This window comes from Sphingopyxis soli (genome assembly GCF_018682675.1).
Taxonomy (GTDB): domain Bacteria; phylum Pseudomonadota; class Alphaproteobacteria; order Sphingomonadales; family Sphingomonadaceae; genus Sphingopyxis; species Sphingopyxis soli.
The window spans coordinates 163,741-188,746 of the sequence record NZ_JAFMTR010000063.1; the positions used below are offsets into that span (position 1 = coordinate 163,741).

Annotated in this window: 28 protein-coding genes; 10 read left to right on the plus strand and 18 right to left on the minus strand. The window is 67.1% G+C overall.

Annotated features, from left to right (window positions below; genetic code table 11):
- Positions 1 to 27: 27 nt before the first annotated feature.
- The 3 genes from J1N50_RS10675 (at position 28) to ptsP (ending at position 4,051) form a co-directional block, all read left to right on the plus strand.
- A complete protein-coding gene (locus tag J1N50_RS10675) occupies positions 28 to 738 on the plus strand; it encodes a hypothetical protein (protein WP_215353442.1) in 711 nt (236 codons plus the stop codon).
- Positions 739 to 1,092: 354 nt separating this feature from the next.
- Complete coding sequence (locus J1N50_RS10680) at positions 1,093 to 1,695, plus strand: hypothetical protein (protein ID WP_215353443.1); 603 nt, start codon at positions 1,093 to 1,095, stop codon at positions 1,693 to 1,695.
- A gap of 58 nt (positions 1,696 to 1,753) precedes the next feature.
- Positions 1,754 to 4,051: a phosphoenolpyruvate--protein phosphotransferase gene (ptsP, locus tag J1N50_RS10685; RefSeq protein WP_215353444.1), complete on the plus strand. Its 2,298-nt coding sequence runs from the start codon at positions 1,754 to 1,756 to the stop codon at positions 4,049 to 4,051.
- A 29-nt stretch (positions 4,052 to 4,080) separates the two neighbouring features.
- Here ptsP and J1N50_RS10690 read toward each other — a convergent pair whose 3' ends face one another.
- From J1N50_RS10690 to J1N50_RS10710, 5 genes are all read right to left on the minus strand, one after another.
- Complete coding sequence (locus J1N50_RS10690; RefSeq protein ID WP_215353445.1) at positions 4,081 to 5,046, minus strand: phosphatase PAP2 family protein; 966 nt, start codon at positions 5,044 to 5,046, stop codon at positions 4,081 to 4,083.
- 87 nt (positions 5,047 to 5,133) lie between these two features.
- Positions 5,134 to 5,286: a hypothetical protein gene (locus J1N50_RS10695; protein ID WP_215353446.1), complete on the minus strand. Its 153-nt coding sequence runs from the start codon at positions 5,284 to 5,286 to the stop codon at positions 5,134 to 5,136.
- A 45-nt stretch (positions 5,287 to 5,331) separates the two neighbouring features.
- Positions 5,332 to 5,688, minus strand: coding sequence for an MmcQ/YjbR family DNA-binding protein (locus J1N50_RS10700; protein WP_343227864.1), 357 nt, complete (start codon positions 5,686 to 5,688; stop codon positions 5,332 to 5,334).
- A 2-nt stretch (positions 5,689 to 5,690) separates the two neighbouring features.
- Positions 5,691 to 7,010, minus strand: coding sequence for a replication-associated recombination protein A (locus tag J1N50_RS10705; RefSeq protein ID WP_215353447.1), 1,320 nt, complete (start codon positions 7,008 to 7,010; stop codon positions 5,691 to 5,693).
- A 4-nt stretch (positions 7,011 to 7,014) separates the two neighbouring features.
- Complete coding sequence (locus tag J1N50_RS10710) at positions 7,015 to 8,172, minus strand: glycosyltransferase family 4 protein (RefSeq protein WP_215353448.1); 1,158 nt, start codon at positions 8,170 to 8,172, stop codon at positions 7,015 to 7,017.
- Between J1N50_RS10710 and J1N50_RS10715 the strand changes: the two genes are divergently transcribed.
- Positions 8,165 to 8,419 (plus strand): hypothetical protein, encoded by a 255-nt coding sequence (locus tag J1N50_RS10715; RefSeq protein WP_215353449.1) that lies wholly within the window; start codon positions 8,165 to 8,167, stop codon positions 8,417 to 8,419. The genes J1N50_RS10710 and J1N50_RS10715 overlap by 8 nt on opposite strands.
- On the opposite strand, the gene J1N50_RS10720 is transcribed toward J1N50_RS10715, so the two are convergent.
- From J1N50_RS10720 to J1N50_RS10770, 11 genes are all read right to left on the minus strand, one after another.
- A complete protein-coding gene (locus tag J1N50_RS10720; RefSeq protein WP_215353450.1) occupies positions 8,416 to 9,351 on the minus strand; it encodes a hemolysin family protein in 936 nt (311 codons plus the stop codon). The genes J1N50_RS10715 and J1N50_RS10720 overlap by 4 nt on opposite strands.
- Before the next feature lie 18 nt (positions 9,352 to 9,369).
- Positions 9,370 to 9,876: an rRNA maturation RNase YbeY gene (gene ybeY, locus J1N50_RS10725; protein ID WP_215353451.1), complete on the minus strand. Its 507-nt coding sequence runs from the start codon at positions 9,874 to 9,876 to the stop codon at positions 9,370 to 9,372.
- A 65-nt stretch (positions 9,877 to 9,941) separates the two neighbouring features.
- A complete protein-coding gene (locus J1N50_RS10730; RefSeq protein WP_215353452.1) occupies positions 9,942 to 11,987 on the minus strand; it encodes a transglycosylase domain-containing protein in 2,046 nt (681 codons plus the stop codon).
- Between the two features lie 11 nt (positions 11,988 to 11,998).
- A complete protein-coding gene (locus J1N50_RS10735) occupies positions 11,999 to 12,709 on the minus strand; it encodes a head GIN domain-containing protein (RefSeq protein ID WP_215353453.1) in 711 nt (236 codons plus the stop codon).
- A 42-nt stretch (positions 12,710 to 12,751) separates the two neighbouring features.
- Positions 12,752 to 13,504: a head GIN domain-containing protein gene (locus J1N50_RS10740; RefSeq protein ID WP_215353454.1), complete on the minus strand. Its 753-nt coding sequence runs from the start codon at positions 13,502 to 13,504 to the stop codon at positions 12,752 to 12,754.
- Positions 13,505 to 13,565: 61 nt separating this feature from the next.
- Positions 13,566 to 14,216 (minus strand): NrsF family protein, encoded by a 651-nt coding sequence (locus J1N50_RS10745; protein WP_246553375.1) that lies wholly within the window; start codon positions 14,214 to 14,216, stop codon positions 13,566 to 13,568.
- A gap of 1 nt (position 14,217) precedes the next feature.
- Positions 14,218 to 14,739 carry a sigma-70 family RNA polymerase sigma factor gene (locus J1N50_RS10750; protein WP_215353456.1) on the minus strand — a complete coding sequence of 174 codons (522 nt, stop codon included), beginning with the start codon at positions 14,737 to 14,739 and terminating at the stop codon, positions 14,218 to 14,220.
- A complete protein-coding gene (locus tag J1N50_RS10755) occupies positions 14,736 to 15,194 on the minus strand; it encodes a DoxX family protein (protein WP_215353457.1) in 459 nt (152 codons plus the stop codon). Before J1N50_RS10755 ends, J1N50_RS10750 begins: the two co-directional genes overlap by 4 nt.
- Before the next feature lie 3 nt (positions 15,195 to 15,197).
- Positions 15,198 to 15,896 carry an HvfC/BufC family peptide modification chaperone gene (locus tag J1N50_RS10760; protein ID WP_215353458.1) on the minus strand — a complete coding sequence of 233 codons (699 nt, stop codon included), beginning with the start codon at positions 15,894 to 15,896 and terminating at the stop codon, positions 15,198 to 15,200.
- Positions 15,889 to 16,749, minus strand: coding sequence for an MNIO family bufferin maturase (bufB, locus tag J1N50_RS10765; RefSeq protein WP_215353459.1), 861 nt, complete (start codon positions 16,747 to 16,749; stop codon positions 15,889 to 15,891). Before bufB ends, J1N50_RS10760 begins: the two co-directional genes overlap by 8 nt.
- A 2-nt stretch (positions 16,750 to 16,751) precedes the next feature.
- Positions 16,752 to 17,045 carry a BufA1 family periplasmic bufferin-type metallophore gene (locus tag J1N50_RS10770; RefSeq protein WP_215353460.1) on the minus strand — a complete coding sequence of 98 codons (294 nt, stop codon included), beginning with the start codon at positions 17,043 to 17,045 and terminating at the stop codon, positions 16,752 to 16,754.
- A gap of 143 nt (positions 17,046 to 17,188) precedes the next feature.
- Here J1N50_RS10770 and J1N50_RS10775 point away from each other — a divergent pair, with 143 nt between their 5' ends.
- The 5 genes from J1N50_RS10775 to J1N50_RS10795 all read left to right on the plus strand — a co-directional run bounded on the left by J1N50_RS10775 (position 17,189) and on the right by J1N50_RS10795 (position 22,094).
- Positions 17,189 to 17,665 (plus strand): GreA/GreB family elongation factor, encoded by a 477-nt coding sequence (locus J1N50_RS10775; RefSeq protein WP_215353461.1) that lies wholly within the window; start codon positions 17,189 to 17,191, stop codon positions 17,663 to 17,665.
- A complete protein-coding gene (locus J1N50_RS10780) occupies positions 17,662 to 17,841 on the plus strand; it encodes a hypothetical protein (RefSeq protein ID WP_215353462.1) in 180 nt (59 codons plus the stop codon). Before J1N50_RS10775 ends, J1N50_RS10780 begins: the two co-directional genes overlap by 4 nt.
- 8 nt (positions 17,842 to 17,849) lie before the next feature.
- Positions 17,850 to 19,022: a BaiN/RdsA family NAD(P)/FAD-dependent oxidoreductase gene (locus J1N50_RS10785; protein ID WP_215353463.1), complete on the plus strand. Its 1,173-nt coding sequence runs from the start codon at positions 17,850 to 17,852 to the stop codon at positions 19,020 to 19,022.
- A 66-nt stretch (positions 19,023 to 19,088) separates the two neighbouring features.
- Entirely contained in the window at positions 19,089 to 20,936 is a 1,848-nt protein-coding gene (locus tag J1N50_RS10790; protein ID WP_215353464.1) for a DEAD/DEAH box helicase, read from the plus strand.
- 171 nt (positions 20,937 to 21,107) lie between these two features.
- Complete coding sequence (locus J1N50_RS10795) at positions 21,108 to 22,094, plus strand: quinone oxidoreductase family protein (RefSeq protein ID WP_215353465.1); 987 nt, start codon at positions 21,108 to 21,110, stop codon at positions 22,092 to 22,094.
- 98 nt (positions 22,095 to 22,192) lie between these two features.
- On the opposite strand, the gene fghA is transcribed toward J1N50_RS10795, so the two are convergent.
- Together fghA and J1N50_RS10805 are read right to left on the minus strand one after the other, a co-directional pair.
- Entirely contained in the window at positions 22,193 to 23,056 is an 864-nt protein-coding gene (fghA, locus tag J1N50_RS10800) for an S-formylglutathione hydrolase (protein WP_215353466.1), read from the minus strand.
- A gap of 83 nt (positions 23,057 to 23,139) precedes the next feature.
- Complete coding sequence (locus tag J1N50_RS10805) at positions 23,140 to 23,892, minus strand: SDR family NAD(P)-dependent oxidoreductase (protein WP_215353467.1); 753 nt, start codon at positions 23,890 to 23,892, stop codon at positions 23,140 to 23,142.
- Between the two features lie 118 nt (positions 23,893 to 24,010).
- Here J1N50_RS10805 and J1N50_RS10810 point away from each other — a divergent pair, with 118 nt between their 5' ends.
- Positions 24,011 to 24,925: a LysR family transcriptional regulator gene (locus J1N50_RS10810; RefSeq protein ID WP_246553355.1), complete on the plus strand. Its 915-nt coding sequence runs from the start codon at positions 24,011 to 24,013 to the stop codon at positions 24,923 to 24,925.
- Positions 24,926 to 25,006: the final 81 nt, after the last annotated feature.

Consider the following 25,006-nt stretch of genomic DNA (forward strand, 5'->3'; position numbering starts at 1 on the left):
CATGGTCGAGCGGTTGGGGAGAATATCATGACTGTGTCGCGTAAAATCATCGCAGCCGGCTTGCTGGCGAGCGTTGCCGCCTGTTCGCCGAAAAAGCCCCCTGCCCCGCCGCCGCCGCCGCCGGTCGCGATCGTGATCCCGCCCCGCCCGCTGCCCCCCGGCAACGCAGCGCACACGCAGATCCTGCCGGGCCGCGGCGTCGACGGCCGTTTCGTCACCGCCAATACCGCCGTCACCGGCGACCGCGCCTTCTGGCAGCTCAAGATCGGGCTCAACGTCGCCGCGATCGGTTGTCGCGGCACCGAGGAAGCGACGCTCGTTGCCGCCTATAACAAGATCATCAAGACCCACGCCAAGGTGATCAAATCGACCGAAAAGTCGGTCATCACCGAACTGGGCAAGCAGAACGGGAACAACGGCATTGCGCCGCGCGACCGGCTGTCGACCCAGCTGTTCAACTATTTCGCGCAGCCGCCCGCGCAGCGCGCCTTCTGCGCGCGCGCCAACGAAATCGCGCAGCTCGTCTCGTCCGAACCGACGGCGCAGGTGATAGCGCAGGCGCCGGGCCATCTGTCGCGGCTCGACCAGCCGTTTATCGACTTTTACGAGGCCTATGCCGCCTATCAGGTCGAGGCGGCCGCATGGGACGCGAAATATGCCCCGGCGCCGGTCGCCACCACGCCGGTCGCACCGATCGCGACGCCGATCCAGCCGACCGGGTCACCGGCCGGCATGTGACGATCCGCGGCCGCGGGCGGCGGGGTTGCATTCGCGCAACGCCGCGCCGGGTGCGTCGCGAGAATCGCCTTCGGCTCGTCGCATTTCGGGTTAACCCCGTTGCGGGCGATGTGACGTCAAACCGCCAATGCCCGGTCGCACCCGGTTTTCGCCCTGCCGAAAAAGCCGCGCATTTCGAAATTCATGCGCCGGTTCGCGGCATATCTCCCATGGTGGACCGGAACCTGCGGAATAGCCTTTCGGCCGCGTTCATGATGAATTTCCGGCAACGTTTCGACTCTCCACCGCCCCTTATCGTCCCCTTTGCCGGAACCGTCCGGAGCCGCTCGCGAGAGCCTTGGGGGACTTGGAACCATGACCAGATCGATCGGATTCGCCGCCGCTTGCGCGGCGGCGCTGGTGGCCGCGCCTGCCGCCGCCCAATATAGGACGCAGGAGCCGCAGGCACCCGGCTATGCCGCGCCCAACCTGCGCCTGCCGCCAGTCGACGCGCGGGGCGATTTCGTGACGCCCAATCGTGATTTGACCGGTCACGCGGCGTTCTGGAACGTCAAGATCGCGCTCAACGTGGCCGCCATCGGCTGCCGCCATCCGGGTTCGCTGCGGCTCATCGCCGACTATAACGATATCATCGCGCGCCACGGCAATCTGATCCGCGCCGCCGAGGGCGCGGTGATCGCACGCACCGGCGTCGCCGTGCGCGACCGCATGTCGACGAAGCTGTTCAACTATTTCGCCCAGCCGCCCGCACAGAAGCAATTCTGTCCGGTCGCCGGATCGGTGGCGGAACGGATGCGCGGCATGAGCAGCGCCCAGGCGATCGAAGCGGCTCCGGCCCTGATCGCCGAGCTCGACCGGCCCTTCACCGACTTCTATCGCGCCTATGCGCAATATCAGGTCGATCTGGCCGAATGGCGCAGCGGACGGACCGTGGAGCTGGCCTCGGCAAAGCCCTGAACGAAAATATCGTGGGGCGATAGCAACGGTTGAAAGCATCTGTTAGCAGGGTGGAGCGATGACCAATGCTCCGCCCCCTCCCTCGACCGCCGCGCAGTCGGCGCGCGAAATCCTGACCCGGCTGCACGAGGTGATGGCGGCGCGTACCAACGCGCAAAGCAAGCTCAACCAGGTCGTCGGCATCATCGGCGAATGCCTGCACAGCGAAGTCTGCTCGATCTATCTGTTGCGCGACGGCGCGCTCGAACTATATGCCACGCGCGGCCTGAAGCAGGAGGCGGTGCACGTCACCCGCCTCGGCCTCGGCGAAGGTCTGGTCGGCACGATCGCCGAACAGATCGAGACGCTGAACCTCGACGAGGCCGCGGCGCATCCCGACTTTTCCTACCGCCCCGAGACGGGAGAGGAATTGTTCCACAGCTTTGCGGGCGTACCGATCATCCGCCGCGAACGCGCGGTCGGCGTCCTCTGTGTCCAGCACAGCGACCCGCGCCGCTATGAAGAGATCGAGATCGAGACGCTGCAGACGGTCGCGATGGTGCTGTCCGAACTCATCGCCAACGCCGACCTTGTCGACACCGCGGCGCGCACCGACGCCGCGGCGGCCGACCAGTCGGCGCAGCGATTGACCGGCCAGAAGCTGGTCGACGGCATGGGCGCCGGCGTCGCCGTGTTCCACCAGCCGCGCATCACGATCGAGCATACCGTCGCCGACGACACCGAAGCCGAGCGCCACCGCGTCTATGCCGCGTTCGACAAGATGCGCGAACAGATCGACCGCATGGCGAGCCAGGCCGAATTCGGCGTCGGGGGCGAGCATGAGGAGGTGCTCGAAACCTACAAGATGTTCGCCTATGACGAGGGCTGGTCGCGCCGGATCAACGAGGCGATCGACAGCGGCCTGACCGCCGAGGCGGCGATCGAGCGCGTCCAGCAGCGCACCCGGATGCGGATGCGCCAGATCGACGACCCGCTGCTCCGCGACCGGATGCACGACCTGGAGGATCTGTCGAACCGGCTGATCCGTATCGTGTCGGGCCAGATGGGCACCGCGGCGCAAATGGGGCTTCGCCAGGATTCGATCCTGATCGCGCGCAACCTCGGCCCCGCCGAGCTGCTCGAATATGACCGCCGCCGCCTGAAGGGCGTGGTGCTGGAGGAAGGATCGCTCACCGCCCACGTCATCATCGTCGCGCGCGCGATGGGCGTTCCGGTGATCGGCCGCGTCCGCGACGTCCGCACCTCGATCCGCGAAGGCGACGCGCTGCTGCTCGACGCCGGGGCGGGAACGGTCCAGGTCCGCCCGACTCCTGCGGTCCAGGAAGCCTTCGACGCCAAGCTGGAAATATCGCAGAAGCGCCGCGCCAATCTTGCTGCGCTGCGCGACCTGCCCGCGGTCACGAAGGACGGCGTGCCGATCGAACTGATGATCAACGCCGGGCTGCGCGAGGATGTCGCGGCGCTCGACCTCACCGGCGCGCGCGGCATCGGCCTGTTCCGCACCGAATTCCAGTTCCTCGTATCGGCGACCCTGCCCCAGCGCGAGCGGCAGCAGCGGCTCTATCGCGACGTGCTCGACGCCGCGGGCGAGCGACCGGTCATCTTCCGCACCGTCGACATCGGGGGCGACAAGGCGCTCCCCTATATGAACCTCGACGACACCGCGCAGGAGGAAAATCCCGCGATGGGCTGGCGCGCGCTGCGCCTCGCGCTCGAACGCGAAGGGTTGCTCAAGGTCCAGGCGCGCGCGCTGATGGAGGCGGCCGCGGGCCGCACGCTCAACGTCATGTTCCCGATGGTGTCCGAACCCTGGGAATATGAGGCGGCGCGCGACCTGTTCGTGAAGCAGCGCGCCTGGCTCGCGCAGCACAACAAGAAGCTGCCCGTCGCGATCCGCTATGGCGCGATGCTCGAAGTGCCGGGGCTGGTCGAAACGCTCGACCTGATGCTGCCGCACCTTGATTTCCTGTCGATCGGGACCAACGACCTTACCCAGTTCCTGTTCGCCGCCGACCGGGCGCACCCGCGGCTTGCCGAACGCTACGACTGGCTGTCGCCGACCGTCATGCGTTACCTGTCGCGCGTCGTGAAGCTCGTCGCGGGAACGAAGGTGCAGCTTGGCGTCTGCGGCGAGATGGGCGGGCGGCCATTGGAGGCGATGGCGCTGCTCGGCATCGGAATCGAACGACTGTCGATCACCCCGGCGGGCGTCGGCCCGGTCAAGGCGATGATCCGCTCGCTCGACCTCGCGGCGCTCCGCGCCGATATCCCTGCCATGCTCGCCCGTCCCGCCGCCGATCCGCGCGGACAATATCTGGCGTGGGCAAAAGCCCACGGGGTCGATCTGGGGGAATAGGATTGAACCCGCGGGTCGGTCCAGACGCCTCAGCCGACTGCCGGCGCAGCCGTCCCGATCGGTTCGTCCTTCTCCATTTGCTGCGACGGCATGATGTGCTCGGCGATCCGGATGCACGCCCATGCAAGCGCCATGCCGGCCGGAAGGTCGATCAGATAGTGCCAGCGGCTCGCCACCGCGGTGACCAGGATGAAGACGAGCACCACCGCATAGAGCGGAACGAGCAACGGCGCGTGCTTGCGCGCATAGAGAAAGAACAGAAACGCCCCTGCGGCATGGAGCGACGGCATCGCCGCCAGGCCGACGGTGAAATTCGTGTCACCTTGTCGGGCAATGAAATCGGGCCCGTTCGCGACCGACTGGCGATAGAAGTCGAGCATGTGATGCTGGCCGCTGCCGATCGTAGGGTCGATCCCGGCTTCGTATAGAAAAGGACCGATGGCGGGCGCGACAAGATAGCTGAGGCCGCCCAGTGATTGCAGCAGCAGCACAGCGATGACCAGCGGCCTGAACTGTTCGGGTGTCCTGATCGCATGGTACAGGAAGCTGCAATAGAACATACCGATGAAGGAGGTCATGTAAAAGTTGGATTCATAGGGGATGAAGCCGAACAGTTGCGCCCGCGCAAACATGCAGAAGTCGACGAGCGGCCGCAGCGACCGGTCGACGGACATGTAGAAATCGTCGAACAGCATCGGATTCACATGCGGAATCCAGAGCTTGACGTTAAAGTGGGCGAACAGGATCGCGACATAGCAGGGCAAGGCGACGAGAAAGCCTTTGGCGACTTCGCGCTTGCCGGCGATCAGGGTCAGAACGCCCAGCACCGCGACCCCGATCAGCGGATAGATGTAATGGATGCCGACAAATTCCGCGCGCTCGCCCGACGGGACCATGATCGGCAGGCCAAAGGCGACCGACAACAGCCACATCGCAAGCAGCATCAGGCCGGCGATGCCGATCTCGGGCGGAATGTCGCGCAGATTGAATCGCATATTCCCTCAGCCAATCCGATATGTCCGGCGAGATCCAAGCTGGGTCGCCGTCCGTCCGCCCCTTCGCATATCAAGGTTAACCGGACGCTAATTGGCGGCCGTCCCGGTGCCCTTCTGATTGTGCTCGATCGGCTCCAGCACCGCCTGGTCATCCATTGGCCAAAGGCGATCGTCGAGGTCCGGCCGCGCCCGCGTTTCAACGGACGTCGGCAGGGAAGTCGCGCCGATCGGCAGCGTCAAACCGCGACGGCGAGCAGCAGGCCAATCACGGACCGCATCGGCCGTTCAGGGCCGCGCGCCGAACGCGATGCGCTGTGCCTTTTTGGCGCGGTCCCACCAGGCGCGGCGGAGGACGTCGGCGACGCGCCCGGGATCGGGCGAGCCGAAGCGGACGAGCAGCGCGTGCCAGCCTTCATAATGCGGGGTCTGCCAGAAGGTGTCGGGATCGGTTTCAAGCAGCAACTCCTTTTCGTCGGGCTTGCACATCACCGCGAAGCTCCCCTGCTCGCGCCCCGGCGCTGCCAGCGCCTTGCCATTCAGCTTCGGACACGGCGTACCATAGAAGGGGAGCATCTCGACCTCGGGCAGCGCGCAGGCGAAAGCGACGACGTCGTGCCAATCGTCGAACCGCGCCTCCGCCACCGTCACCCGCCCCGCTGCTCGCGCCGCCGCTCGTCCCACCAGGCGAGACGTTCGGCGATCCGCTTTTCGAAACCGCGATCGACGGGGCGATAATATTCGGCCGGCGGCATCCCGTCCGGCCAGTAATTGTCGCCCGAAAAGCCGTCGGGGGCATCATGGTCATAGGCATAGCCCGCGCCATAGCCCAGATCCTTCATCAGCTTGGTCGGGGCGTTCAGGATGTTCGCGGGCGGCGCCAGCGATCCCGTGTCGCGCGCTGCCGCCCACGCCGCCTTCTGCGCCATATAGGCGGCGTTCGACTTGGGCGCTGTCGCGAGGTAGAGACACGCCTGCACGATCGCCAGCTCGCCCTCGGGCGAGCCGAGGAACTGATAGGCGTCCTTCGCGGCAAGGCACTGGACGAGCGCCTGCGGGTCGGCGAGCCCGATATCCTCACTCGCAAAGCGCGTCAGGCGGCGCAGCGCGTAGAGCGGCTCCTCGCCCGCCACGAGCATCCGCGCGAGCCAGTAGAGCGCAGCCTGGGCATCCGATCCGCGCAGCGCCTTATGCAGCGCCGAAATGAGATTATAGTGGCCGTCGCGATCCTTGTCGTAAACGGGCATCCGGCGATGCAGGAAGGCCGCCAGTTCGCTCGCGTCGAGCGGCTGGTCGATCGCCACCGAAAACAGCGTCTCGACCTGGTTGAGCAGGAAGCGCCCGTCGCCGTCGGCGCTCGCGACCAGCGCCGTGCGCGCTTCGTCGGTCACCGGCAGCGGCTTTCCGACCTCGGCTTCGGCGCGCGCGACCAGCGTTCGGAGCGCCGCCTCGTCGAGGCGGTTCAGCACCAGCACCTGCGCGCGGCTGAGCAGCGCGGCGTTGAGCGCGAAGCTGGGATTCTCGGTCGTCGCGCCGACCAGCACCACCGTTCCGCGCTCGACATAGGGCAGGAAACCGTCCTGCTGCGCACGGTTGAAGCGGTGGATCTCGTCGATGAAAAGCAGCGTGCGCCTGCCCGCGGCCGCCATCTTCTCGGCATCGGCGAACGCCTGCCGCAGATCGGCGACCCCGGAGAATACCGCCGAAAGCATCGCGAAGCGCATGCCCACCGCCTCGGCGAGCAACCGCGCGATCGTCGTCTTGCCGGTGCCGGGCGGCCCCCACAGGATGATCGACGACAATTGACCGGCGGCGACCATCCGCCCGATCGCGCCGTCGGGTCCGGTCAGATGCTCCTGCCCGACGACGTCGGCCAAAAGGCGCGGGCGAAGCCGCTCGGCGAGCGGCGCGGCGCCGGGAACATCCGGCCGCGCGGGTGCATCCTCGCCGAACAGGTCAGCCGCCATGCGATCAGCCCCGCCGCCGAGTCTTCTGGCGGATCAGCCGCAGGTAGGTGTCGGCGACCGACTGGTTGATCGCATCCCATTGGTAGGCGCCGCTCTCGACCAGCGCCGCCTGCCCGTGCGCGCCGCGAAGCTCAGGATCGCGGCAATAGCGTTCGAGGTCGTCGGCGAACAGGCCGATCGCGCCCGGCGCGACGAGATAGCCGGTCTGGCCATGCTTGACGATGCTCGCGCTGCCCGTCGCGCGCGCCGCGACGACCGGCAACCCGCACGCCATCGCCTCCAGCGTCACATTGCCGAAGGTTTCGGTGACCGAGGGGTTGAACAACATGTCGCACGACGCGAGCGCGCGCGCGAGGTTCTCGCCGCCCTGGAAACCGACGAACTTCGCTTGCGGAAGGCGCGATTCGAACCATTCGCCCGCCGGCCCCTCGCCGATCACGACGACCTGATGCGGCACCTTGCGGCGCTCGAGCTGGTCGATCGTGTCGGCGAACACGTCGAGCCCCTTTTCCATCACCAGTCGGCCGAGGAAGGCGATGACCGGCGTTTCGTCGGCAATGCCCCACGACTGGCGCCAGCCCATGTCACGGCGCCCCGGATTGAAGGTGTCGCGTTCGACGCCGCGCGTCCAGATGCCGATGTCATAGTTCATCCGCTGCTGGCGCAGCACCTGCGCGAAGCTTTCCGACGGCGCGATCAGCGCGTCGCACTTGCGATAGAGCTTGCGCAGCCACGCGACAACGAGCGGCTCGAGGAACGAGAGATTATAATAGCGGAAATAGGTTTCGAAGCGCGTGTGGACCGAGCAGGTGACGGGGATATTCCGCCGCCGCGCCCACGCCGCCGCCTGCCGCGAGACGCGGTCGGGGCTGGAAATATGCACCACATTCGGTGCGAATTTGGCGATGTCCTCGCGCACCCGCGTCGAAAAGGACAGGGGAATGCGATATTCGGCGCGGCCGGGGATCGCGATCGACGGTACGCTGACCAGGTCGCCGGTCGGTTCGAAATCGGGGTCGGCGACGGTCGGCGAATAGACGCGCACCGCCGCTCCCTTCGAGAGCAGATAGCCGACGAGGCGGTTGAGCGCCTTGTTCGCACCGTCGACAGTCATATTGTAATTGCCGCTGAACAGGGCGATGCGCAGGTCGGAAATGTCCATTTCGCCTGCGCTAGTCCTCTCGTTCGCCAAAGGCAACGCCGCACTATCTTTCAATCCCGCAGGGCTTGCGCGGTCCTTCCCGGCCCATCCGTTTCATCATCCGTGTTTCCTCGCCGTCGACGATCGCGATGTCGGCGATGCCGATGCGGCTCGAGTAGAGCCTCGGCGCAAATCCGGCAGCAAGCGAAATCCGGATCCGGTCGCCGGTGGGGCGATGCGCGCGTCGGCGATCGAGGCGAGCGATTAGTCGCCGGTATCGAGCGGCGCCTCGAGGTCGACTTCGACCGGCGGGTGAAGGCGCAGGCGGTGGACGCGCTTTTCGTCGGCCTCGGTCACTTCGATCCGCCAGCCGCTCGGGTGCTGCAGGATTTCGCCGACCTCGGGCACATGCCCCGCGAGCACCGCCGAAAGGCCGCCCAGCGTGTCGACATCCTCCTCGATCTCGGCGAGCCTCGGGTCGATCGCCTCCCCGATATCGTCGAGTTCGGCGCGCGCGTCGGCGTCCCAGCTGCCGTCGTCGTTGCGCACGAAGAGCGCGGTCGGCTCGTCGTCATGCTCGTCCTCGACTTCGCCGACGATCTCCTCGACCAGATCCTCGAAGGTGACGAGGCCCTCGGTCCCCGAATATTCGTCGATCACGATCGCCAGATGCGTCCGCTTGGCGCGCATTTCGGCAAGCAGGTCAAGCACGTCCATCGACTGCGGCACATAAAGCGGCTGGCGGATCAGGTCGATCAGCGGCGGCGGCTTCGCGCCCGCCGCGAGCACGGCAAAGACATCCTTGACGTGGATCATCCCGACAACCTCGTCGAGCGTGTCGCGATAGACCGGCAGGCGGCTGTGTCCCGCATCGGCGAAGACCTCAACCAGCTCGGCAAAGCTCGCGCTCTCGGAAATGGCGATGATCTCGCCGCGCGGCACCGCGACATCGTCGACGGTCTGCTCGCCGAAGTGGAGCAGGTTGCGCACCATCTTGCGCTCGATCGGCGACAGGTCGCCGACGACGCTGCTGCCGCGGCGTTCGTCGCCCTCTTCCTCGGCCTCGTCGATGACGTCTTCGATCTGTTCGCGCAGCGACGGCTCCTTGTCGCCGCCGAACAATAATGTCTTCAACCCGGCCAGCAGGCCGGATCTACTGTCCTCTTCCGATCGGTTCGAAGATCCCTGATCGTCGGGCATGGGCGTCGCTTTTCCCTGTTAGTCCTGATCCGCATATGGATTGGCGATGCCCAGCGATGCAAGCGCTTTCACCTCCAGCGCCTCCATCGCGGCGGCGGCGACGTCGTCCATATGGTCATAGCCGACGAGATGGAGTGTGCCGTGGACGATCAGGTGCGTCGCATAATCCGCCAGCGAAATCCCCTTCTCCGCCGCCTCCCGCGCACAGGTCTCGCGTGCGAGCACGATGTCGCCGAGCAATATCTCGCCATCGTCGCTGTTGGCGAGCGTTTCGAGCAGGTCGGGCTGCACCTGCGGAAAGGAGAGGACGTTGGTCGGCTTGTCCTTGCCGCGGAAGTCGCGGTTGAGGGCATGGACCTCGGCGTCGTCGGTCAGGCGGATCGCGATCTCGACCATCGGCGCCGCGTCGGCGAGCGCGGCATAGGGGGTCAGCGCGAGCGCGGCGGCCGCCGCCTCGGCGCCGCGCCCCTCCCAGTCGAGCGGGTCGGGCCAAGGATGGGCCTCATGGGTTTCGACGATCAGCATCGCGCCCGCCTATAGCGCCGGTTTCGCCGATGGCAGCAAAATTCCGCGCCCTTGGGGTTCTGACCTTATGGCGGCGTTTGCGCCGGCGCGGGCGGCGGCACCGGCGGCCGGTCGCCAATCGGCAGCTTCAGGTCGACCTTCGTCCCGCCGATCTCGGTGCTGATGACGGCATTGCCGTCCTTCACCCCGACGCTCGTCTTGTCGTCGATCGGGATCGCAGGGATCTCGGGAATGTCGAGCGGCTGAACCGGCGTGCCGGGATCCTCGGCGCGCGCGGGCGGCGCCTTGCGCGGCCCGCCTTGCCCGCTCGCCTGCACCATGAAGTCGCGCCAGATACGCGCGGGCAGCCCGCCGCCATAAATGCCCTGCAGCGGCGAATTATCGTCGTTGCCGATCCACACCCCGACGACGAGGCCGTTCGCATAGCCGACGAACAGCGCGTCGCGGCTGTCCTGGCTGGTGCCCGTCTTGCCGAAATTGGCCTGCGGCAGCCGCGCCGCGCGGCCGGTGCCGCGATTGACCGCGGCGCGCAGCATCTGTTCGATATCGTCGTGGACGCCCGACGGGAAATGCCTGGGGCCGGTGAACCAGCGCTCGAACCAGCCCGCTTCCTCCTCCTTGAACGCGTGCGGCACGACCGGATAGCTGTTTGCCGCGACCGCGGCATAGGCGGCCGTCAGTTCGAGCAGGGTCATGCTCGACGTGCCGAGCGCGAGGCTCGGGTCGCCGCGCGCCAGCGGCGAGGTGACGCCCAGATCGCGCGCCACGCGGATGACCTTGTCGTCGCCAACCTCGCGCAGCAGGCGTACCGCCGCGACATTGCTCGATGTCGCGAACGCGTCCTCCAGCGTGATCGTGTCCGAATAGGCGCCGCCCGCATTCTTCGGCTGGTACGACCCCGTCGTGATCGCGCGGTTGTCGATCAGGTCGTCGGGCCGCTTGCCGTCCTTCAGCGCGGCAAGATAGACGAACAGCTTGAAGGTCGAGCCCGGCTGGCGCCGCGCCTGCGTCACGCGGTTGAAGGGCGAGGCGGCATAATCGCGCCCGCCGACCATCGCGACAACCTCTCCGTTCGGGCGCATCGCGACGAGCGCGACCTGCGCCTTGCCGGGCGCCGCGCGGCTGGTGACGCGCCGCGCGATTCCCTGCAGCCGCGCGTCGAGCGTTGTGCGGATCGTCTGGCGCGAATAGCCGACATCGGAGAGCCTTCGCGCCTCGGGCAGCGCCCAGTCGGCGAAATAGGTGCCCGTCGGCAGATCGTTGCGCGCGCGCACGTCGATGCGCGGCGTCCGCATCGCCCTCGCCTCGGCCGCGGTGATCGTGCCGGTATCGACCATCGCATCGACAACCAGCTTCATGCGCTTTGCGGCAAGATCGGGGTTTTTGGTCGGCGCCAGCCGCGACGGCGCCTGCACCAGCCCGGCGAGCATCGCCGCCTGCGCCGGGGTCAGCTTTTCAGGCTGGCGATAGAAATAGTGGAGCGACGCCGCGCGCAGCCCATAGGTGTTGTCGCCGAAATAGGCGTTCGAGAGATAGCGTTCGAGGATCTCGTCCTTCGTCAGCCACGCCTCGAGCCAGAAGGCGATCAGCGCCTCGCGCGCCTTGCGCCCGAGCGTCCGTTTGGGGGTCAGGAAGGTGAATTTTGCGAGCTGCTGGGTGATCGTGCTGCCGCCCTGCGTGCGCCCGCCGGTGACATTGCTCCACACCGCGCGCCCGACGCTGCGCGGATCGACGCCCCAGTGGCTGTAGAACCGCCGGTCCTCGATCGCGAGGAAGGCGCCGGTGACATGCTTCGGGAGCGCGCTGACCTTCACCGGTGCGTCGACGATCGCCCCGGCCCGCGCGATCGGCGTGCCGTCGGAGGCGAGCAACGTCACCTCGGGCGGCGCGATCGGTTCGAGCGATTTCGACAGCGGCGCGGTGAGCGCGAGCCAGCCGACGAGGAGAATGAAAGTCACCGCGAAGATCGCGAAGCCGCGCGAGATCCGCCTCGCCCATTTGCGCCGCCGCGTTTCGGGTACCGGCTGCGGCGGCGCGCCCTCGACCGTGCCGATCGGTATCTCGGGCGGGACGGACGGCGGGGGCGGCGTTTTCTTCCGGAAGGGGAACATGGCCGCGCGGATTATTTCGCCGCGCCGCAGGTCACCGATCCGCTGCCGATGTTGCGGACGGTGCAGGTCGGGCGGCCGAGCACGACCGTCTTGCCGATCCCGCGCGAGGTGATCGCGGCGCTCTTGACCGCGCGCAGCACATGGTCGCCCGCGCCCTCACCGTCGGCGATCAAGTCGTCGATCGCGAGCGCCCCCGCGTCGATCCCGCCCGCGCCCGACAGGCTGAGCTGCCCCTGCTTCGCCTTGCCCGCCAGCGTCATCGACCCGTTTCCGACCATCACGACGAGCAACCGGTCGGTCGCGATATCGCCGACGGCCAGCCTTCCCGGACCCTGAAGCCCGACCGAAACGCGCGTCCCCTTCAGCCGGTCGATCTGGAGCGAACCCGCGCCCGCGAGGCTCGCCGAGGCAAGGTTCGCCGCATTGACGCGGATCACGACCCCGCCGACCGGACTTTTGCGACTCTCGTCGCCCGCGAACTTCTTCTCGCCGATTACCAGGCGCCCGTCGCGCGTTTCGAGCGTCAGCCGGTCGAGCGCATCGGTGGGGCCCGTCGCGATCGCGCTGACCGGCGCGCGCGTCGTCACCTCGACCGTGAAATCGCCGTTGACCTCGATCGCCTCGAAACTGGTGAGGCCATAGCGCTTCTCGGCCGCGGAGGCGGGGCCGGTGGACAGGATGGCGATGGCCGCGATCGCGGCCCAGCGCAGGGTCAGGGTCATGGGCAGGCTTTAACCGTTCCGCAGCATCGGTGCCAGCGCGCTTTACCTGCAGGTCGCAGTGCCCGACCCCATTGCGCGCGTCGTGCAATTGGCGCCACCGCTGATATTGGCGTCGCCCGATCCCAGGATGTTGATGTCGGCCTTGCCGGTCGCCTGCGCATCGATGTCGCCCGATCCGGCGATCGATGCGTTGATCGTCTGCGCGGCGAGCTTTTCGGCGTCGATGCTGCCCGACCCGGTGACGCTATATTCGCCGCTGGCAACGTTGCCGCCGCCGATCTCGATATCGCCCGACCCCGAAATGCTCAGCTTCGCGCTTTTGCCGGTCAGCTTCGCGGCCTTGAGGTCGCCCGATCCGGTGACGATCGCCTCGACCGCGTCGCCGTCGATCGCGTCGGCATCGATCGATCCCGATCCGGTCAGCCGCGCCGCGACCAGCTTCGGCATCGTCACCTCGATCCGCACGCCGTCGTCGTCGCGGTGCGAGAAGCTGAAACCCGATTTCTTGCGGCCGATCGACAGCGTGTCGCCGTCGAGCTCGATCTCCAGTTCGTCGACGATCGCCTTCGGGCCCTTCGCGGTGATCGCGAACGCCTCGCCCCGGCGGATGGTGACATCGTCGGGCCCTGCGACCTTGACGCCGGTGAAGCCCTTGAGGTCATAGCTCTGCGTCGTCCCGGGGCCGGGATCGACCGTGCGCTTGCCGCCGTCCTGCGCGCCCTTCCCTTCGTGGCTGCACGCCGTGGTCGCCATCGCAAGGGCCAGCGGCAGCACCGCCATCATCCGGTTTCGCATCGCCAATCTCCTTCGTGTATTATTCACATAACACGGAAGGATCAGGGCTGTCCAGTTCGTCCTACCAGCGCAGCAGCGGCGCGAGCAGCAGGCGGCCGGCAACGCCCCACAGCGGGACGGCGAGCCCGTGCCACATCGCGATGTGGATCATGTCGTTCGACGAGCAGTGGAGCCCGACGGCGGTCGCCCCCGCCGATCCGGCGGCGATCCCGATCACCCAGCCCGCACGCGCGGGCGAGGTCGGGGCGCCGCCCTTGAGCCAGGCAAACAGCGCCGCGCCGACGCCGAGCCCGGCGATCAGCCCGTCGATCGTGCAGCGCATCCCGAGTTCGGGGCGCATCGATTCCATTGCGCCATGGGTATCGCCAAAGCCGATGAAGATCGCGCTCAGCGGCAGCGCAAGCGCCGCAAGCCCGGCCCAGCGCCACCCGCTATAGTCGCGCCCGACGGCGGGAAGCCCCATGCGCAGCGCGCTCCACGCCGCCGCCGCGCCCAGCGCGGCGATCAGCCAGAAGGCAAGCATCGGCAGCGGCGCCATCGCGAGCCCGGCCGACAGGTCGTGCCGCATCCCGAACGTCCAGAGCAAGGCCGCCGCCCCGGCGATCCAGCCCGCGGCGACCCAAAGCCCGCCGCGCAGCACGCGCTGCGGGCGGACGGGTTTCAGGTCGGTGGCGAGACCGTCGATCAGCGCGTCGATCGATGCGTCCTTCATCTCATTCACTTTCAATCAATTGCGCGAGCTTCTTCAACCCGCGATGGATATTCACCTTCACCAGGCTTTCGCTCTGGCCGCATATTTTGGAGGCCTCGGCTATCGAGGCACCCTCAATCTTTACCAACGTGATCGCCTGCGCCTGTCCCGACGTCAGGTAACCGAGCATCCGGTCGATGCTGATCCGCGCGTGGACGGCATCGTCCTCGGCGCCGACCGCGGCGTCATTGTCGCCAAGCTCGGCCTCGTCGCGTTGGCGGCGCAGCATGTCGATCCAGCGATAGCGCGCGATCGCCGCGAGCCAGGGCAGGAACGGCCGCCCCGAATCCCACGTCGCGAGCTTGCGGTGCATCGACACCAATGTCTCCTGCACCAGATCGTCGATCTGGTGCGGCGCGATGCGGCGCGCGAAATAGCGTGCCAGCCATTTCTGGCAATCGCCGAGCAGCGCGCGATAGGCCGCACGATCCCCCCGCTGCGATGCGGCCATCAGGCGCGCGAGCGAGGGTTCGTCGATGCTCATTGCGGCCGCACCCTAGCAATCAGCGCGTCGAGCGAAAACAGCCCGCCGCCGCGCACGATCAGGATCGCCGCCATCGCGACCCACAGCGAATGCACCGGCCACCAGGCATCGGGGAAGACAAAGATCTGGATGACCATCGTCATCACCAGCAGCGCGCCGGCCGAAAAGCGCGTCGCAAGACCGAGTAGCAGCAGGATCGGAAAGAAATGCTCGGCATAGGTGGTCAGCGGCACCGCGATCGCGGGGTCGAGCGGCAGCCCCGAAAATTCCGAGGCGAACAGGTCGTATTGCGACGGGTCGATCTGCAGAAAACTTCCCTCGATCACCTTGGTCTGGCCCGAACGCCAGAACACCCCTGCGAGCGCCAGGCGGAGCAGGAACAATGCGATCGATTCGGGAATTCGCGACGCGGCGATCGCCACGCCGCGGTCGTAAAAGGCGACAATGCGATTCATCTCTCAAACCTTTTCAAATGCCCCTGCGTCGATCAGCACCGCGATCGCGGCGCCACCGTCGGGATGCATTTCGGCGAGCGAAGCGATGAGGTTACCGAGGGTGGAAATTTCTTTCGCACGGTCGAGTGCGGCATCGTCGGCATCGTGCAGCGCGAACAGCCGCACCTCGGCGTCGGGCCGCGTCAGCAGCAGCGCCGCGGTGCCGGGCGCGAAAGCGGGGTCGATCAGCGGCGCGGCACCGCTCGCCAGACTGACGATCCGCGCTGCCGGGTGCAGGCGGACGGTCAGCCCGAGCAGCGCGGCTTCGTCCTGGCCCGCGAGATCGGCCAGGCGCAGCGGCGGCGCCTCGGCCGCGTTGAAGCTTTCGAGCCACGCCCACTCGACCCGCGCGATGTCGGCGGCCAGCGGATCGTCGAGCCAGCCCGCGAAATCGCGGCCGATCTCGGACAGCGCGAGGCGTTCAGCGCCGCCGCTTTCGACGAAGGCGCGCGACAGCCGGTTGAATTCGGCCTCGCCGAGATAGTCGCGTGTGCGGGGAAACGTCTCTTCGAGCGCGACGAGCCGCGCGTGCGAGATGGTGTTGGCGTGGACGCGCAATCCGCGCAGCACGGCATTGTCGTCGCCCGCGAACAATCCGGCGGGCAGATGGTCGGGGCCGTAAAGCAGCGTCGCCGCGATTGCCGCCTGCTCGCGCTCAAGCATCGACGGCCTCGATCAGCGCATTGGCTTTCGCCGACTCGGCGATCAGTATCTCATATTCGGGAACATCGGTGTCCCATTCGACGAGCACCGGTTTGGGCCCCGCACGCCGCAAAAAGCGGGCGAGCAAATCCCAGCAGCCGCCGCGTACCGCCGACCCATGGTCGTCGATCGCGATCAACCCGCCCATCTCGTCGTCCTTCACCGCGTGGCCCGCGACATGGAGCTCGCCGACCAGAGCCGGATCGAACGCGTCGATCCACGGCGCGGGGTCGAGCCCGAGGTTGAACGCCGACACGTCGACATTGTTGATGTCGAGCAGCAGGCGGCAGCCGCTGCGGCGGCAGAGTTCGTGGAGGAATTGCGCTTCGTCCCAATCGCTTTTCGCATAAGCGAGATAGCGCGAGGGATTTTCGATCAGGATGCTCCGGCCGAGCCGGTCCTGCACGCGGGCCACTTCGCCCGAGAAATGATCGAGCGCGGCATTCGTATAGGGGATGGGCAGCAGGTCGGGGAATTTGTCTTGCGGCCCGTTGCTCCAGCTCAGATGGTCGGAAACCATTGCCGGGTCATAGCGGTCGCACAGCGCCGCGAGCGCTTCGAGCTCATCGGCATCGACGCCGCCCGCCGAGCCCAGCGACAGGCCGACCGAATGGAAACTCAGCGGCACATGGTCCGCAATCGCCGTTAGCCAGCGATGCGGTGGCCCGCCCGCGCCGAAGTAATTTTGGGGGTGAACTTCGGCCCAGGCGGGCGCCGCCCCCCGCTCCGCCGCATCGAGCACGTCGGCATAGTGCCGGGATCGAAGCCCTATGCCGGCACGCGGCGGCAGCGAATGGAGCGGGGGGACGGACAAGATCAGCTCTTCTTGGGAACCGGCTTCGCATTGCCCTTGTGCGCGGTCAGCGTGCCGCCCATCTTGACGCAGGTGCCCTTCGCGACGTTTTTCCAGGCATTGCCCTGATAGTCGACGGTCGAGGTACCGGCGCAGCTGGTGCCCGGACCCGCAGCGCAATCATTCTTCCCCTTGAGCGCGACGCCGTAGCATTTTTCCTTCGCGCCGTCGGCAGCCGCGGCCGGGGCGGCCATCGTACCGGCGGCCATGGCAAGGACAGCCGAGGCGGCGAGCGACAGTTTGAGTGCATTCGTCATGGTCGTTACTCCCTTTAGGAAATGGATGATGCGGGGGATGGCATCGTCCCTGTTTCGGGCGGGATCGCGAACAGGTTACGCCTTGTGCCATCTTGTCGCCACCTTCCTCGCGCAGGGGCGCGCCTCGATCAGGAAAAGAGACGATGAGCGTAGCGTTCCGCCGCGAAAGCGACGACGAGCATAAAGAACCCGAATATGAGCTGCCGATCCCGGTCGGCGCCAACCTTGTGACACCGCGCGGGCTCCGTCTGCTCGGCGAAGAGGTCGCGCGTCTCGAAGCGGCGATCGCGGCCGAGAGCGATGAGGAAGCGCGCAAGAAGCGCCAGCGCCAGCTTCGCTACTTCAACACGCGCAAGGCGACCGCCGAGGTGCAGGCGCCCGCCGAGGATAGTGTCGTCGGCATCGGCAGCCGCGTCCGCTATGCGCTGAACGGCACCGAACGCGCGGTCACCATCGTCGGCCACGACGAGGCCGATCCCGGCGCAGGCCGCATCGCCTTCACCGCGCCGCTCGGGCGCGCCTTGATGGGCACCGAGGTCGGTGACATGGTCGCATTCCAGGGCCGCGAGGACGCAATCGAGATTCTCGCCGCCGCCGCCGATCCGGAGGTCATGGCATGAAGGACAAGTTCGAACGCCACAAACAGCCGTGGACCGCAGCGGAGATCGACAAGCTCCACACGCTCGCCAAGAAGGGCATGGCGCTCAAAGCCATCGCCAAGGCGCTGACGCGCAGCGAGGAATCGGTGAAAACCCGCGCCAAGGCCGACGGCCTCTCGATCGCGAAGCTGCGCTAAGGTTCGACATGACAACTTACGACGCCATCGTGCTGGGTGCCGGCGCGGCGGGACTGATGTGCGCCGCGATCGCGGGCCAGCGGGGCAGGCGCGTCCTGCTGCTCGACCATGCCGATCAGGTCGGCAAGAAAATCCTCATCTCGGGCGGCGGGCGCTGCAACTTCACCAACATTCACACCGCGCCCGACCGGTTCCTTTCGGCGAACCCGCATTTCGCCAAGTCAGCGCTCGCGCGCTACACCCCTGCCGATTTCATTGCACTCGTCGAGCGCCACGGCATCGCCTATCATGAAAAGACGCTCGGCCAGCTTTTCTGCGACGGCTCGGCAAAGCAGATCGTCGCGATGCTGATCGAGGAATGCGCCAAAGCCGGTGTCGACGTCCGCACCGGTCAACCGGTGAGCGACGTCACCCATGCCGACGGCAAATTCGCCGTCCGCTTTGGCGACCAATATTTCACGGCCGCATCGCTCGTCATTGCCACGGGCGGCCCGTCGATCCCGAAGATGGGCGCAACCGGCTTCGCCTACGACCTCGCGCGCCACTTCGGTCTGAAGGTCGTCGAGCCCCGCCCGGCGCTGGTTCCGCTGACGCTCGGCGGCGACGATGTCCTGTTCCGCGAGCTGTCGGGCATCGCCGCGCCGGTCGAAGCGCGTGCCGGCAAGACGGCCTTCCGCGAGGCGGCGCTCTTCACCCACAAAGGTCTGTCGGGTCCGGCAATCCTGCAGATCAGCAGCTATTGGCGTCATGGCGAGTCGGTGACGATCGACTTCCTTCCCGACGCGCCCTCGGGCTGGCTGCTCGATGCCAAACGCGCCCGCCCGCGCAGTACGCTCCGAACAGCACTTGGCGCCGCGCTGCCCGATCGTCTCGCCGAAACGCTCGCCGAGCGCCTCGCGCTTCCGGGCGAACTCGCCGCCCAAACCGACCGCAAGCTCGTCGAGGCTGAGGCGCACCTCAAGCGCTGGACCTTCCACCCCAACGGCACCGAAGGCTTCGCCAAGGCCGAGGTTACCGTGGGAGGAATCTCGACCGCCAACCTGTCCTCACAAACAATGATGGCCAAAAGCGTCCCGAACCTCTATGCGGTCGGCGAAGCCGTAGATGTCACAGGGTGGTTAGGCGGCTATAATTTTCAATGGGCCTGGGCGAGTGGACACGCTGCCGGACAGGTGATTTAAGCCCATTGAGCCCCTTTCTGTCGGCCTGCCACCGCACCGGTGGCCGCCTATATTATTGAGATAAAAATGCCTTTCGAAAATCTTTCCCCCGTCCTTTCGGACGCCCTTGTCGCGCGCGGCTACGAAGCGCTCACCCCCGTCCAGACGCAAGTCACCGAATCGGAAGCCAAGGGCCGCGACCTCCTCGTCTCGGCACAGACCGGCTCGGGCAAGACCGTCGCCTTCGGCCTCGCGATGGCCGACGAGCTGATCGAGGGCGATCGCCTGCCCTTCGCGACCTCGCCGCTTGCGCTGATCGTCGCGCCGACGCGCGAACTCGCGCTGCAGGTCAGCCGCGAACTTGCCTGGCTCTATGCCAAGGCCGGCGCGCGCATCGCGACCTGTGTTGGCGGCATGGACGCCAGCAAGGAACGCCGCGCGCTCGGCCAGGGTGTCCAGATCGTCGTCGGCACGCCGGGGCGCCTCCGCGATCACCTCGAACGCGGCGCGCTCGACCTCTCGGCGCTTCGCGTCGCGATCCTCGACGAGGCCGACGAAATGCTCGACATGGGCTTTCGCGACGATTTGGAGGAGATCCTCGACGCCACCCCCGCGACGCGTCGCACGCTTCTGTTCTCCGCGACGCTGCCGAAGCCGATCGTCCAGCTCGCCAAGCGCTACCAGCAGGATGCCTTGCGCATCTCGACCGTCGGTGAAGACCGCGGCCATGGCGACATCGCCTATCAGGCGGTGACCGTCGCCCCCGCCGATATCGAGGGCGCGGTCGTCAACCTGCTCCGCCTCCACGACGCCGAGACCGCAATGCTGTTCTGCGCGACGCGCGACAATGTCCGCCGCCTCCATGCCAGCCTCGTCGAGCGCGGTTTCTCGGCGGTTGCCCTGTCGGGCGAGCATAGCCAGAACGAACGCAACCAGGCGCTGCAGGCGCTCCGCGACCGCCGCGCCAGGGTCTGCGTCGCGACCGACGTCGCTGCACGCGGCATCGATCTGCCGACGCTCAGCCTCGTCATCCATGTCGAAATCCCGCGCGACGCCGAAGCCCTCCAGCACCGGTCGGGCCGCACCGGCCGCGCGGGTAAAAAGGGCACCGCGGTCATCATCGTCCCCTATCCGCGCCGCCGCCGCGTCGACGGCATGCTGCGCGGCGCGCGGATCAACGCCGAGTGGATGGACGCGCCGACGGCCGCCGATGTGCGCAAGCGCGATCAGGAACGGCTGATGGAGAAGCTGCTGACCCCCGCCGAGCATGAGCCCGAGGATATCGAACTCGCGCAGCGCCTGATGGCCGAGCGCAGCCCCGAGGACATCGCCGCCTCGCTCGTCCAGGCGCACCGCGCGCTGATGCCGCCGCCCGAAGACCTGCTCGACAACGGCCCGCGCGGCCGCGACAATGCTGGCCGCCCCGACCGCGGCGACCGCTTCGACCGCCCGGAACGCGGCAGCGCCGACCGCCGCGAAGGTTTCGAGGACAGCGTCTGGTTCCGCCTCAACATCGGCCGCCACCAGAATGCCGACCCGCGCTGGATCCTCCCCCTGCTCTGCCGCCGCGGCCATGTGAGCAAGAACGAGATCGGCGCGATCCGCATCGGTCCCAAGGAAACCATGTTCAACATCCCGCGCGCGATTGCCGACCGCTTTGCCGAAGCCGTCCAGCGCAGCGCCAACGCCGATGGCGAGGACGACAGCGGCGTCGCGATCACCCCCGCACCCGACGGCCCGACCTATCCGCCGCGCCGCGAAAGAGGCTCAGGCGACCGCCCGCCGCGCAGCACGCTCGGCCGTGCGCCCGGCGGCGACCGCGGCTTCGGCGACCGCGCCGGTCCGCGCGGCTCGCGTGGACCGGGCGGCACCGGCGGCAACGAACGCTACAAGCCCAAGCCCTACGGCCAGCGCAGCCCGCGCCGTTCGAAATAGCCGTCATTGCGACCCCGGCGAAAGCCGGGGGAAGCAATCCAGAGCGGCCCTGCGCGACTCCGGATTGCTTCGTCGCCTTCGGCTCCTCGCAATGACGGGGTCGATGAACAACTTGCCCTTGCACTCCCCGCCGCAGCCCACCAGATGGGCCGGACAGCAGGAGAGCGGCGGATGCAAGCGATCGAGGCCTTCATCGAAACGCAGGGCGGACCCGAGGTCATCGACTGGCGCGAGGTCACGCTCGGCGATCCCGGCCCTGGCCAGGTGCTCGTGCGGCAGACCGCGGTCGGGCTGAACTACATCGACATCTATCACCGCGACGGCACTTATCCGGTCGAGCTTCCTGGCGGTCTCGGGCTCGAAGCGGCAGGGGAAGTCATCGCGGTCGGTGCCGACGTTCACGGTTTGAAACCCGGCGACCGCGTTGCGACCTTCGGGCCGCAGCGCAATGCCTATGCGTCGGCACGGCTCGTTCCCGCGGCATCGCTGTTCAAACTCCCGCCCGGCATCGACGACGACACCGCCGCCGCCGCGCTCCTCAAGGCCGCGACGGTCGAAGCGCTCGTCGAACGCTGCGCGAAAGTCGAGGCCGGCTGGCCGGTGCTCGTCCACGCAGCGGCCGGCGGGGTGGGGCTGATCCTGGTGCAATGGCTGAAGGCGATCGGCGCAACGGTGATCGGCACGGTCAGCACCGAAGCCAAGGACCATGCCGCGCGCGAGGCGGGTGCCGATCACGTCATCCGCTACAAGACCGACGACGTCGCCGCGCACGTCCGCGAGATCACCGACGGTCAGGGCGTGCCCGTGACCTTCGACGGGATCGGTATGGCGACCTGGGCAACCTCGCTCAAGGCTACGGCGCGGCGCGGGCTGATCGTCAGCTATGGCAACGCCGGCGGGGCTGTGACGGGCGTGAACCTAGGCCTATTGGCACAGCACGGATCGCAGTTCGTGACCCGCCCGACCCTGTTCGACTATTATCTCCACCCCGGCGAGCGCGCCGCCGGCGCGGCGCGGGTGTTCGAGATGCTCGAAAGCGGGGCGGTGAAGATCACGGTCGGGCAGCGTTACTCGCTGCAGGATGCCGCGCGCGCGCACGCCGATCTCGAAGCCGGGCGCACGACGGGTTCGACGCTGCTGATTCCAGAACGTTCCTAGATCTCCGTTCGTGTCGAGCGAAGTCGAGACACCGCTCGGCAGCGCACGCCTTCAAGGCATCTCGACTTCGCTCGATGCGAAGGGACTTTTACCGAGGCTTAAGCCTTCAACCGCTCCGCATGCCAGGCGACATGCTCGGCCATGAAGGTCGAGATGAAATAATAGCTGTGGTCGTAACCCGGCTGCATCCGGATTTCGGCCTTCTGCCCGTTGCGCTCGCACGCCTCGACGAGCAGTTCGGTCTTCAGCTGTTCGGCAAGGAAATTGTCGGCCTCGCCCTGATCGACGAGCAGGTCGGGCACGCGCAGCCCCTGATCGAGCAGAGCGCACGCGTCATAGGCATGCCAGTCCTCGCGGTCGTCGCCCAGATAGCCGCCGAGCGCCTTCTCGCCCCACGGGCATTGCGACGGCGCAACGATCGGCGAGAAGGCCGACACCGAGCGGAAGCGGTCCTGGTTGCGCAGCCCGATGGTCAGCGCGCCGTGGCCGCCCATCGAATGGCCGGTGATCGCCTGCCGCGTCAGATCGGCGCTGGCGAAATTGCGCAGCACCAGCGAGGGCAGTTCGTCCTCGATGTACGAACGCATGCGGTAATGCTTCGCCCATGGCTCTTCGGTCGCATCGACGTAGAAGCCCGCGCCAAGCCCGAAGTCATAGGCTCCGTCGGGATCGTCGGGCACGGCTTCACCGTTTGAATCGGGGCCGCGCGGGCTGGTATCGGGGGCGATGAAGATCACCCCATGTTCGGCGCAGGCGGCGCGATACTCGCCCTTCTCCATCACATTGGCGTGGGTGCAGGTGAGCCCCGACAGATACCAGAGCACCGGCAGCTTCGCGCCGGGCGCATGATCGGGCACGAAGACAGCAAAGGTCATGTCGGTGCCGGTGACGGTGCTCGCGTGCTTGTACACGCCTTGGGTGCCACCATGACTGCGGGCGGTTGACAGGGTTTCGATGGGCATGGGCGCCTTGTGCCGCGCGCTGCCGAAACGCGCAACCCCGCCGTCCGGCCGGAACGACGGGGTTGCCATTTTTCGACGGGCGATCAGATCTGGGCGAAACCGCCATCGACGAACAGTTCGGCGCCGTTGACATAGCTCGACGCATCGGAGGCGAGGAACGCCGCGACCTTGCCGATTTCGCGCGGATCGGCAAGGCGGCCGAGCGGGATACCGGCGGCCAAACCGCTTTCGAAGCCGTGCCATTCCTCCTCGCTCGCCGTCAGTCCCTTGAGGCCGGGGGTCGTCGTCGCGCCCGGCGCAATGACATTGACGCGGATTTTGCGATCCTTGAGGTCGAGGATCCAGTGACGCGCGAAATTGCGGATCGCGGCCTTCGTCGCGCCATAGACGCTGAACGCGGGCAGCGCCTTGATGGCGCTGGTCGAGCCGGTGAGGATGATCGACGCGCCGTCGCGGAGCAGCGGCAGCGCCTTCTGCACCGTGAACAGCGTCGCCTTGACGTTCAGGCCGAAGATGCGGTCGAACTCTTCCTCGGTGATCGCCCCGAGCGGCTGGAATGCACCCCCGCCGGCATTGGCGACGAGGACGTCGATCGGCGCGCCATGCTGCTGCACGACGTCATAGAGCCGGTCGAGGTCGGCGAAGCTGGTGACGTCGCCCTGCACGCCGACCGCGCCATGGCCGATCGCCTTCACCGCCGCGTCGAGTTCTTCCTGACGGCGGCCGGTGACGAACACCTTGGCGCCCCGTTCGGCGAGTTCCTGCGCGATGCCGAGGCCGATGCCGCTGTTGCCGCCCGTCACGACAGCCACCTTGTTTTTGAGATCATAAGTCATGGTCATTCTCCTGTTCCGGGGCGGCGAACGGTTCGTCACCCGATGTGCAGGAGATAAATCCGGGACGATCCGGCCTGTAGTCGGCAATATTGACACTTATCGTTCCATCAATAGAACGATGTTCATGCAAGACCTCAACGATCTGCGCTATTTCGACGCGGTGGTGACGCACGGCGGCTTCGCGCCCGCAGGCCGTGCGCTGCGTCTCCCCAAGTCGAAGCTCAGCCGACGGATCGCGGCTCTGGAAGAGCGGCTGGGCGCCCGCCTGATCGAACGTTCGTCGCGGCGCTTCCGCGTCACTGACATCGGCCGTGCCTTCCACGCACAGGCGCAGCAGGCCGTGGCCGCCGCCGAGCGCGCCGAGGCGCTGGTCGAGGCGAGCCTGTCCGAACCGCGCGGCACCGTCCGCATGTCATGTCCGACCGGGCTCGTCTCGATCGTCGCCGACCTTATCCCGGATTTCCTCGCGCTCTATCCGAAGGGCCATGTCCAGATCGTCGCCACCGACCGGCCGGTCGACATTATCGCCGAGCGCATCGATGTCGCGCTGCGCGTCCGCGTCAGGCTCGACAGCGATGCCGCGCTCACCATGCGCACGCTGGCCCACAGCCGCCGTATCCTGATCGCCAGCCCCGCACTCGCCAACCGCATCGCCGGTCGCGGGGTCGACGTGCTGGGCGACGTGCCGACGCTCAGCTCGTCGGGTGAGGACGGCGAAGTGATCTGGCGGCTCGAGGGGCCCGGGGGCACGGTCGAGAATGTCCGCCATACCCCCCGCCTCAGCTGCGGCGATTTCATCGCGATCCGCACCGCTGCGCTCGCCGGCCTCGGTGTCGCGATGCTGCCCGACCATGCCTGCGCAGCCGAGCTGCGGGCGGGCGCCCTCGTCCAGGTGCTGCCCGAATGGCGCAGCGAGGACGGCATCGTCCACCTTGTCTTCACCACGCGCACCGGCCTGCCGCCGCTGGTCCGCGCGTGGATAGACCATCTGGCGAAGGGGTTCAAAAACCCCGAACTGTTCAGCAAGCGCTAGAGTGTTTTCAAGTCAGGCGGAATCACCTGACGACTCGGAAAACACGGCAAAACAAGAATCTGGAGTGCCGGTTTTGATTCA

Bases quoted from the DNA above. Each gene is read 5' to 3' on its own strand.
- J1N50_RS10675 (WP_215353442.1), top strand. From the start codon at position 28: ATGACTGTGTCGCGTAAAATCATCGCAGCCGGCTTGCTGGCGAGCGTT.
- J1N50_RS10680 (WP_215353443.1), top strand. From the start codon at position 1,093: ATGACCAGATCGATCGGATTCGCCGCCGCTTGCGCGGCGGCGCTGGTG.
- ptsP (WP_215353444.1), top strand. From the start codon at position 1,754: ATGACCAATGCTCCGCCCCCTCCCTCGACCGCCGCGCAGTCGGCGCGC.
- J1N50_RS10690 (WP_215353445.1), bottom strand. From the start codon at position 5,046: ATGCGATTCAATCTGCGCGACATTCCGCCCGAGATCGGCATCGCCGGC.
- J1N50_RS10705 (WP_215353447.1), bottom strand. From the start codon at position 7,010: ATGGCGGCTGACCTGTTCGGCGAGGATGCACCCGCGCGGCCGGATGTT.
- J1N50_RS10715 (WP_215353449.1), top strand. From the start codon at position 8,165: ATGTCCATTTCGCCTGCGCTAGTCCTCTCGTTCGCCAAAGGCAACGCC.
- J1N50_RS10710 (WP_215353448.1), bottom strand. From the start codon at position 8,172: ATGGACATTTCCGACCTGCGCATCGCCCTGTTCAGCGGCAATTACAAT.
- J1N50_RS10720 (WP_215353450.1), bottom strand. From the start codon at position 9,351: ATGCCCGACGATCAGGGATCTTCGAACCGATCGGAAGAGGACAGTAGA.
- ybeY (WP_215353451.1), bottom strand. From the start codon at position 9,876: ATGCTGATCGTCGAAACCCATGAGGCCCATCCTTGGCCCGACCCGCTC.
- J1N50_RS10730 (WP_215353452.1), bottom strand. From the start codon at position 11,987: ATGTTCCCCTTCCGGAAGAAAACGCCGCCCCCGCCGTCCGTCCCGCCC.
- J1N50_RS10735 (WP_215353453.1), bottom strand. From the start codon at position 12,709: ATGACCCTGACCCTGCGCTGGGCCGCGATCGCGGCCATCGCCATCCTG.
- J1N50_RS10740 (WP_215353454.1), bottom strand. From the start codon at position 13,504: ATGCGAAACCGGATGATGGCGGTGCTGCCGCTGGCCCTTGCGATGGCG.
- J1N50_RS10745 (WP_246553375.1), bottom strand. From the start codon at position 14,216: ATGAAGGACGCATCGATCGACGCGCTGATCGACGGTCTCGCCACCGAC.
- J1N50_RS10750 (WP_215353456.1), bottom strand. From the start codon at position 14,739: ATGAGCATCGACGAACCCTCGCTCGCGCGCCTGATGGCCGCATCGCAG.
- J1N50_RS10755 (WP_215353457.1), bottom strand. From the start codon at position 15,194: ATGAATCGCATTGTCGCCTTTTACGACCGCGGCGTGGCGATCGCCGCG.
- J1N50_RS10760 (WP_215353458.1), bottom strand. From the start codon at position 15,896: ATGCTTGAGCGCGAGCAGGCGGCAATCGCGGCGACGCTGCTTTACGGC.
- J1N50_RS10770 (WP_215353460.1), bottom strand. From the start codon at position 17,045: ATGACGAATGCACTCAAACTGTCGCTCGCCGCCTCGGCTGTCCTTGCC.
- J1N50_RS10775 (WP_215353461.1), top strand. From the start codon at position 17,189: ATGAGCGTAGCGTTCCGCCGCGAAAGCGACGACGAGCATAAAGAACCC.
- J1N50_RS10780 (WP_215353462.1), top strand. From the start codon at position 17,662: ATGAAGGACAAGTTCGAACGCCACAAACAGCCGTGGACCGCAGCGGAG.
- J1N50_RS10785 (WP_215353463.1), top strand. From the start codon at position 17,850: ATGACAACTTACGACGCCATCGTGCTGGGTGCCGGCGCGGCGGGACTG.
- J1N50_RS10790 (WP_215353464.1), top strand. From the start codon at position 19,089: ATGCCTTTCGAAAATCTTTCCCCCGTCCTTTCGGACGCCCTTGTCGCG.
- J1N50_RS10795 (WP_215353465.1), top strand. From the start codon at position 21,108: ATGCAAGCGATCGAGGCCTTCATCGAAACGCAGGGCGGACCCGAGGTC.
- fghA (WP_215353466.1), bottom strand. From the start codon at position 23,056: ATGCCCATCGAAACCCTGTCAACCGCCCGCAGTCATGGTGGCACCCAA.
- J1N50_RS10805 (WP_215353467.1), bottom strand. From the start codon at position 23,892: ATGACTTATGATCTCAAAAACAAGGTGGCTGTCGTGACGGGCGGCAAC.
- J1N50_RS10810 (WP_246553355.1), top strand. From the start codon at position 24,011: ATGTTCATGCAAGACCTCAACGATCTGCGCTATTTCGACGCGGTGGTG.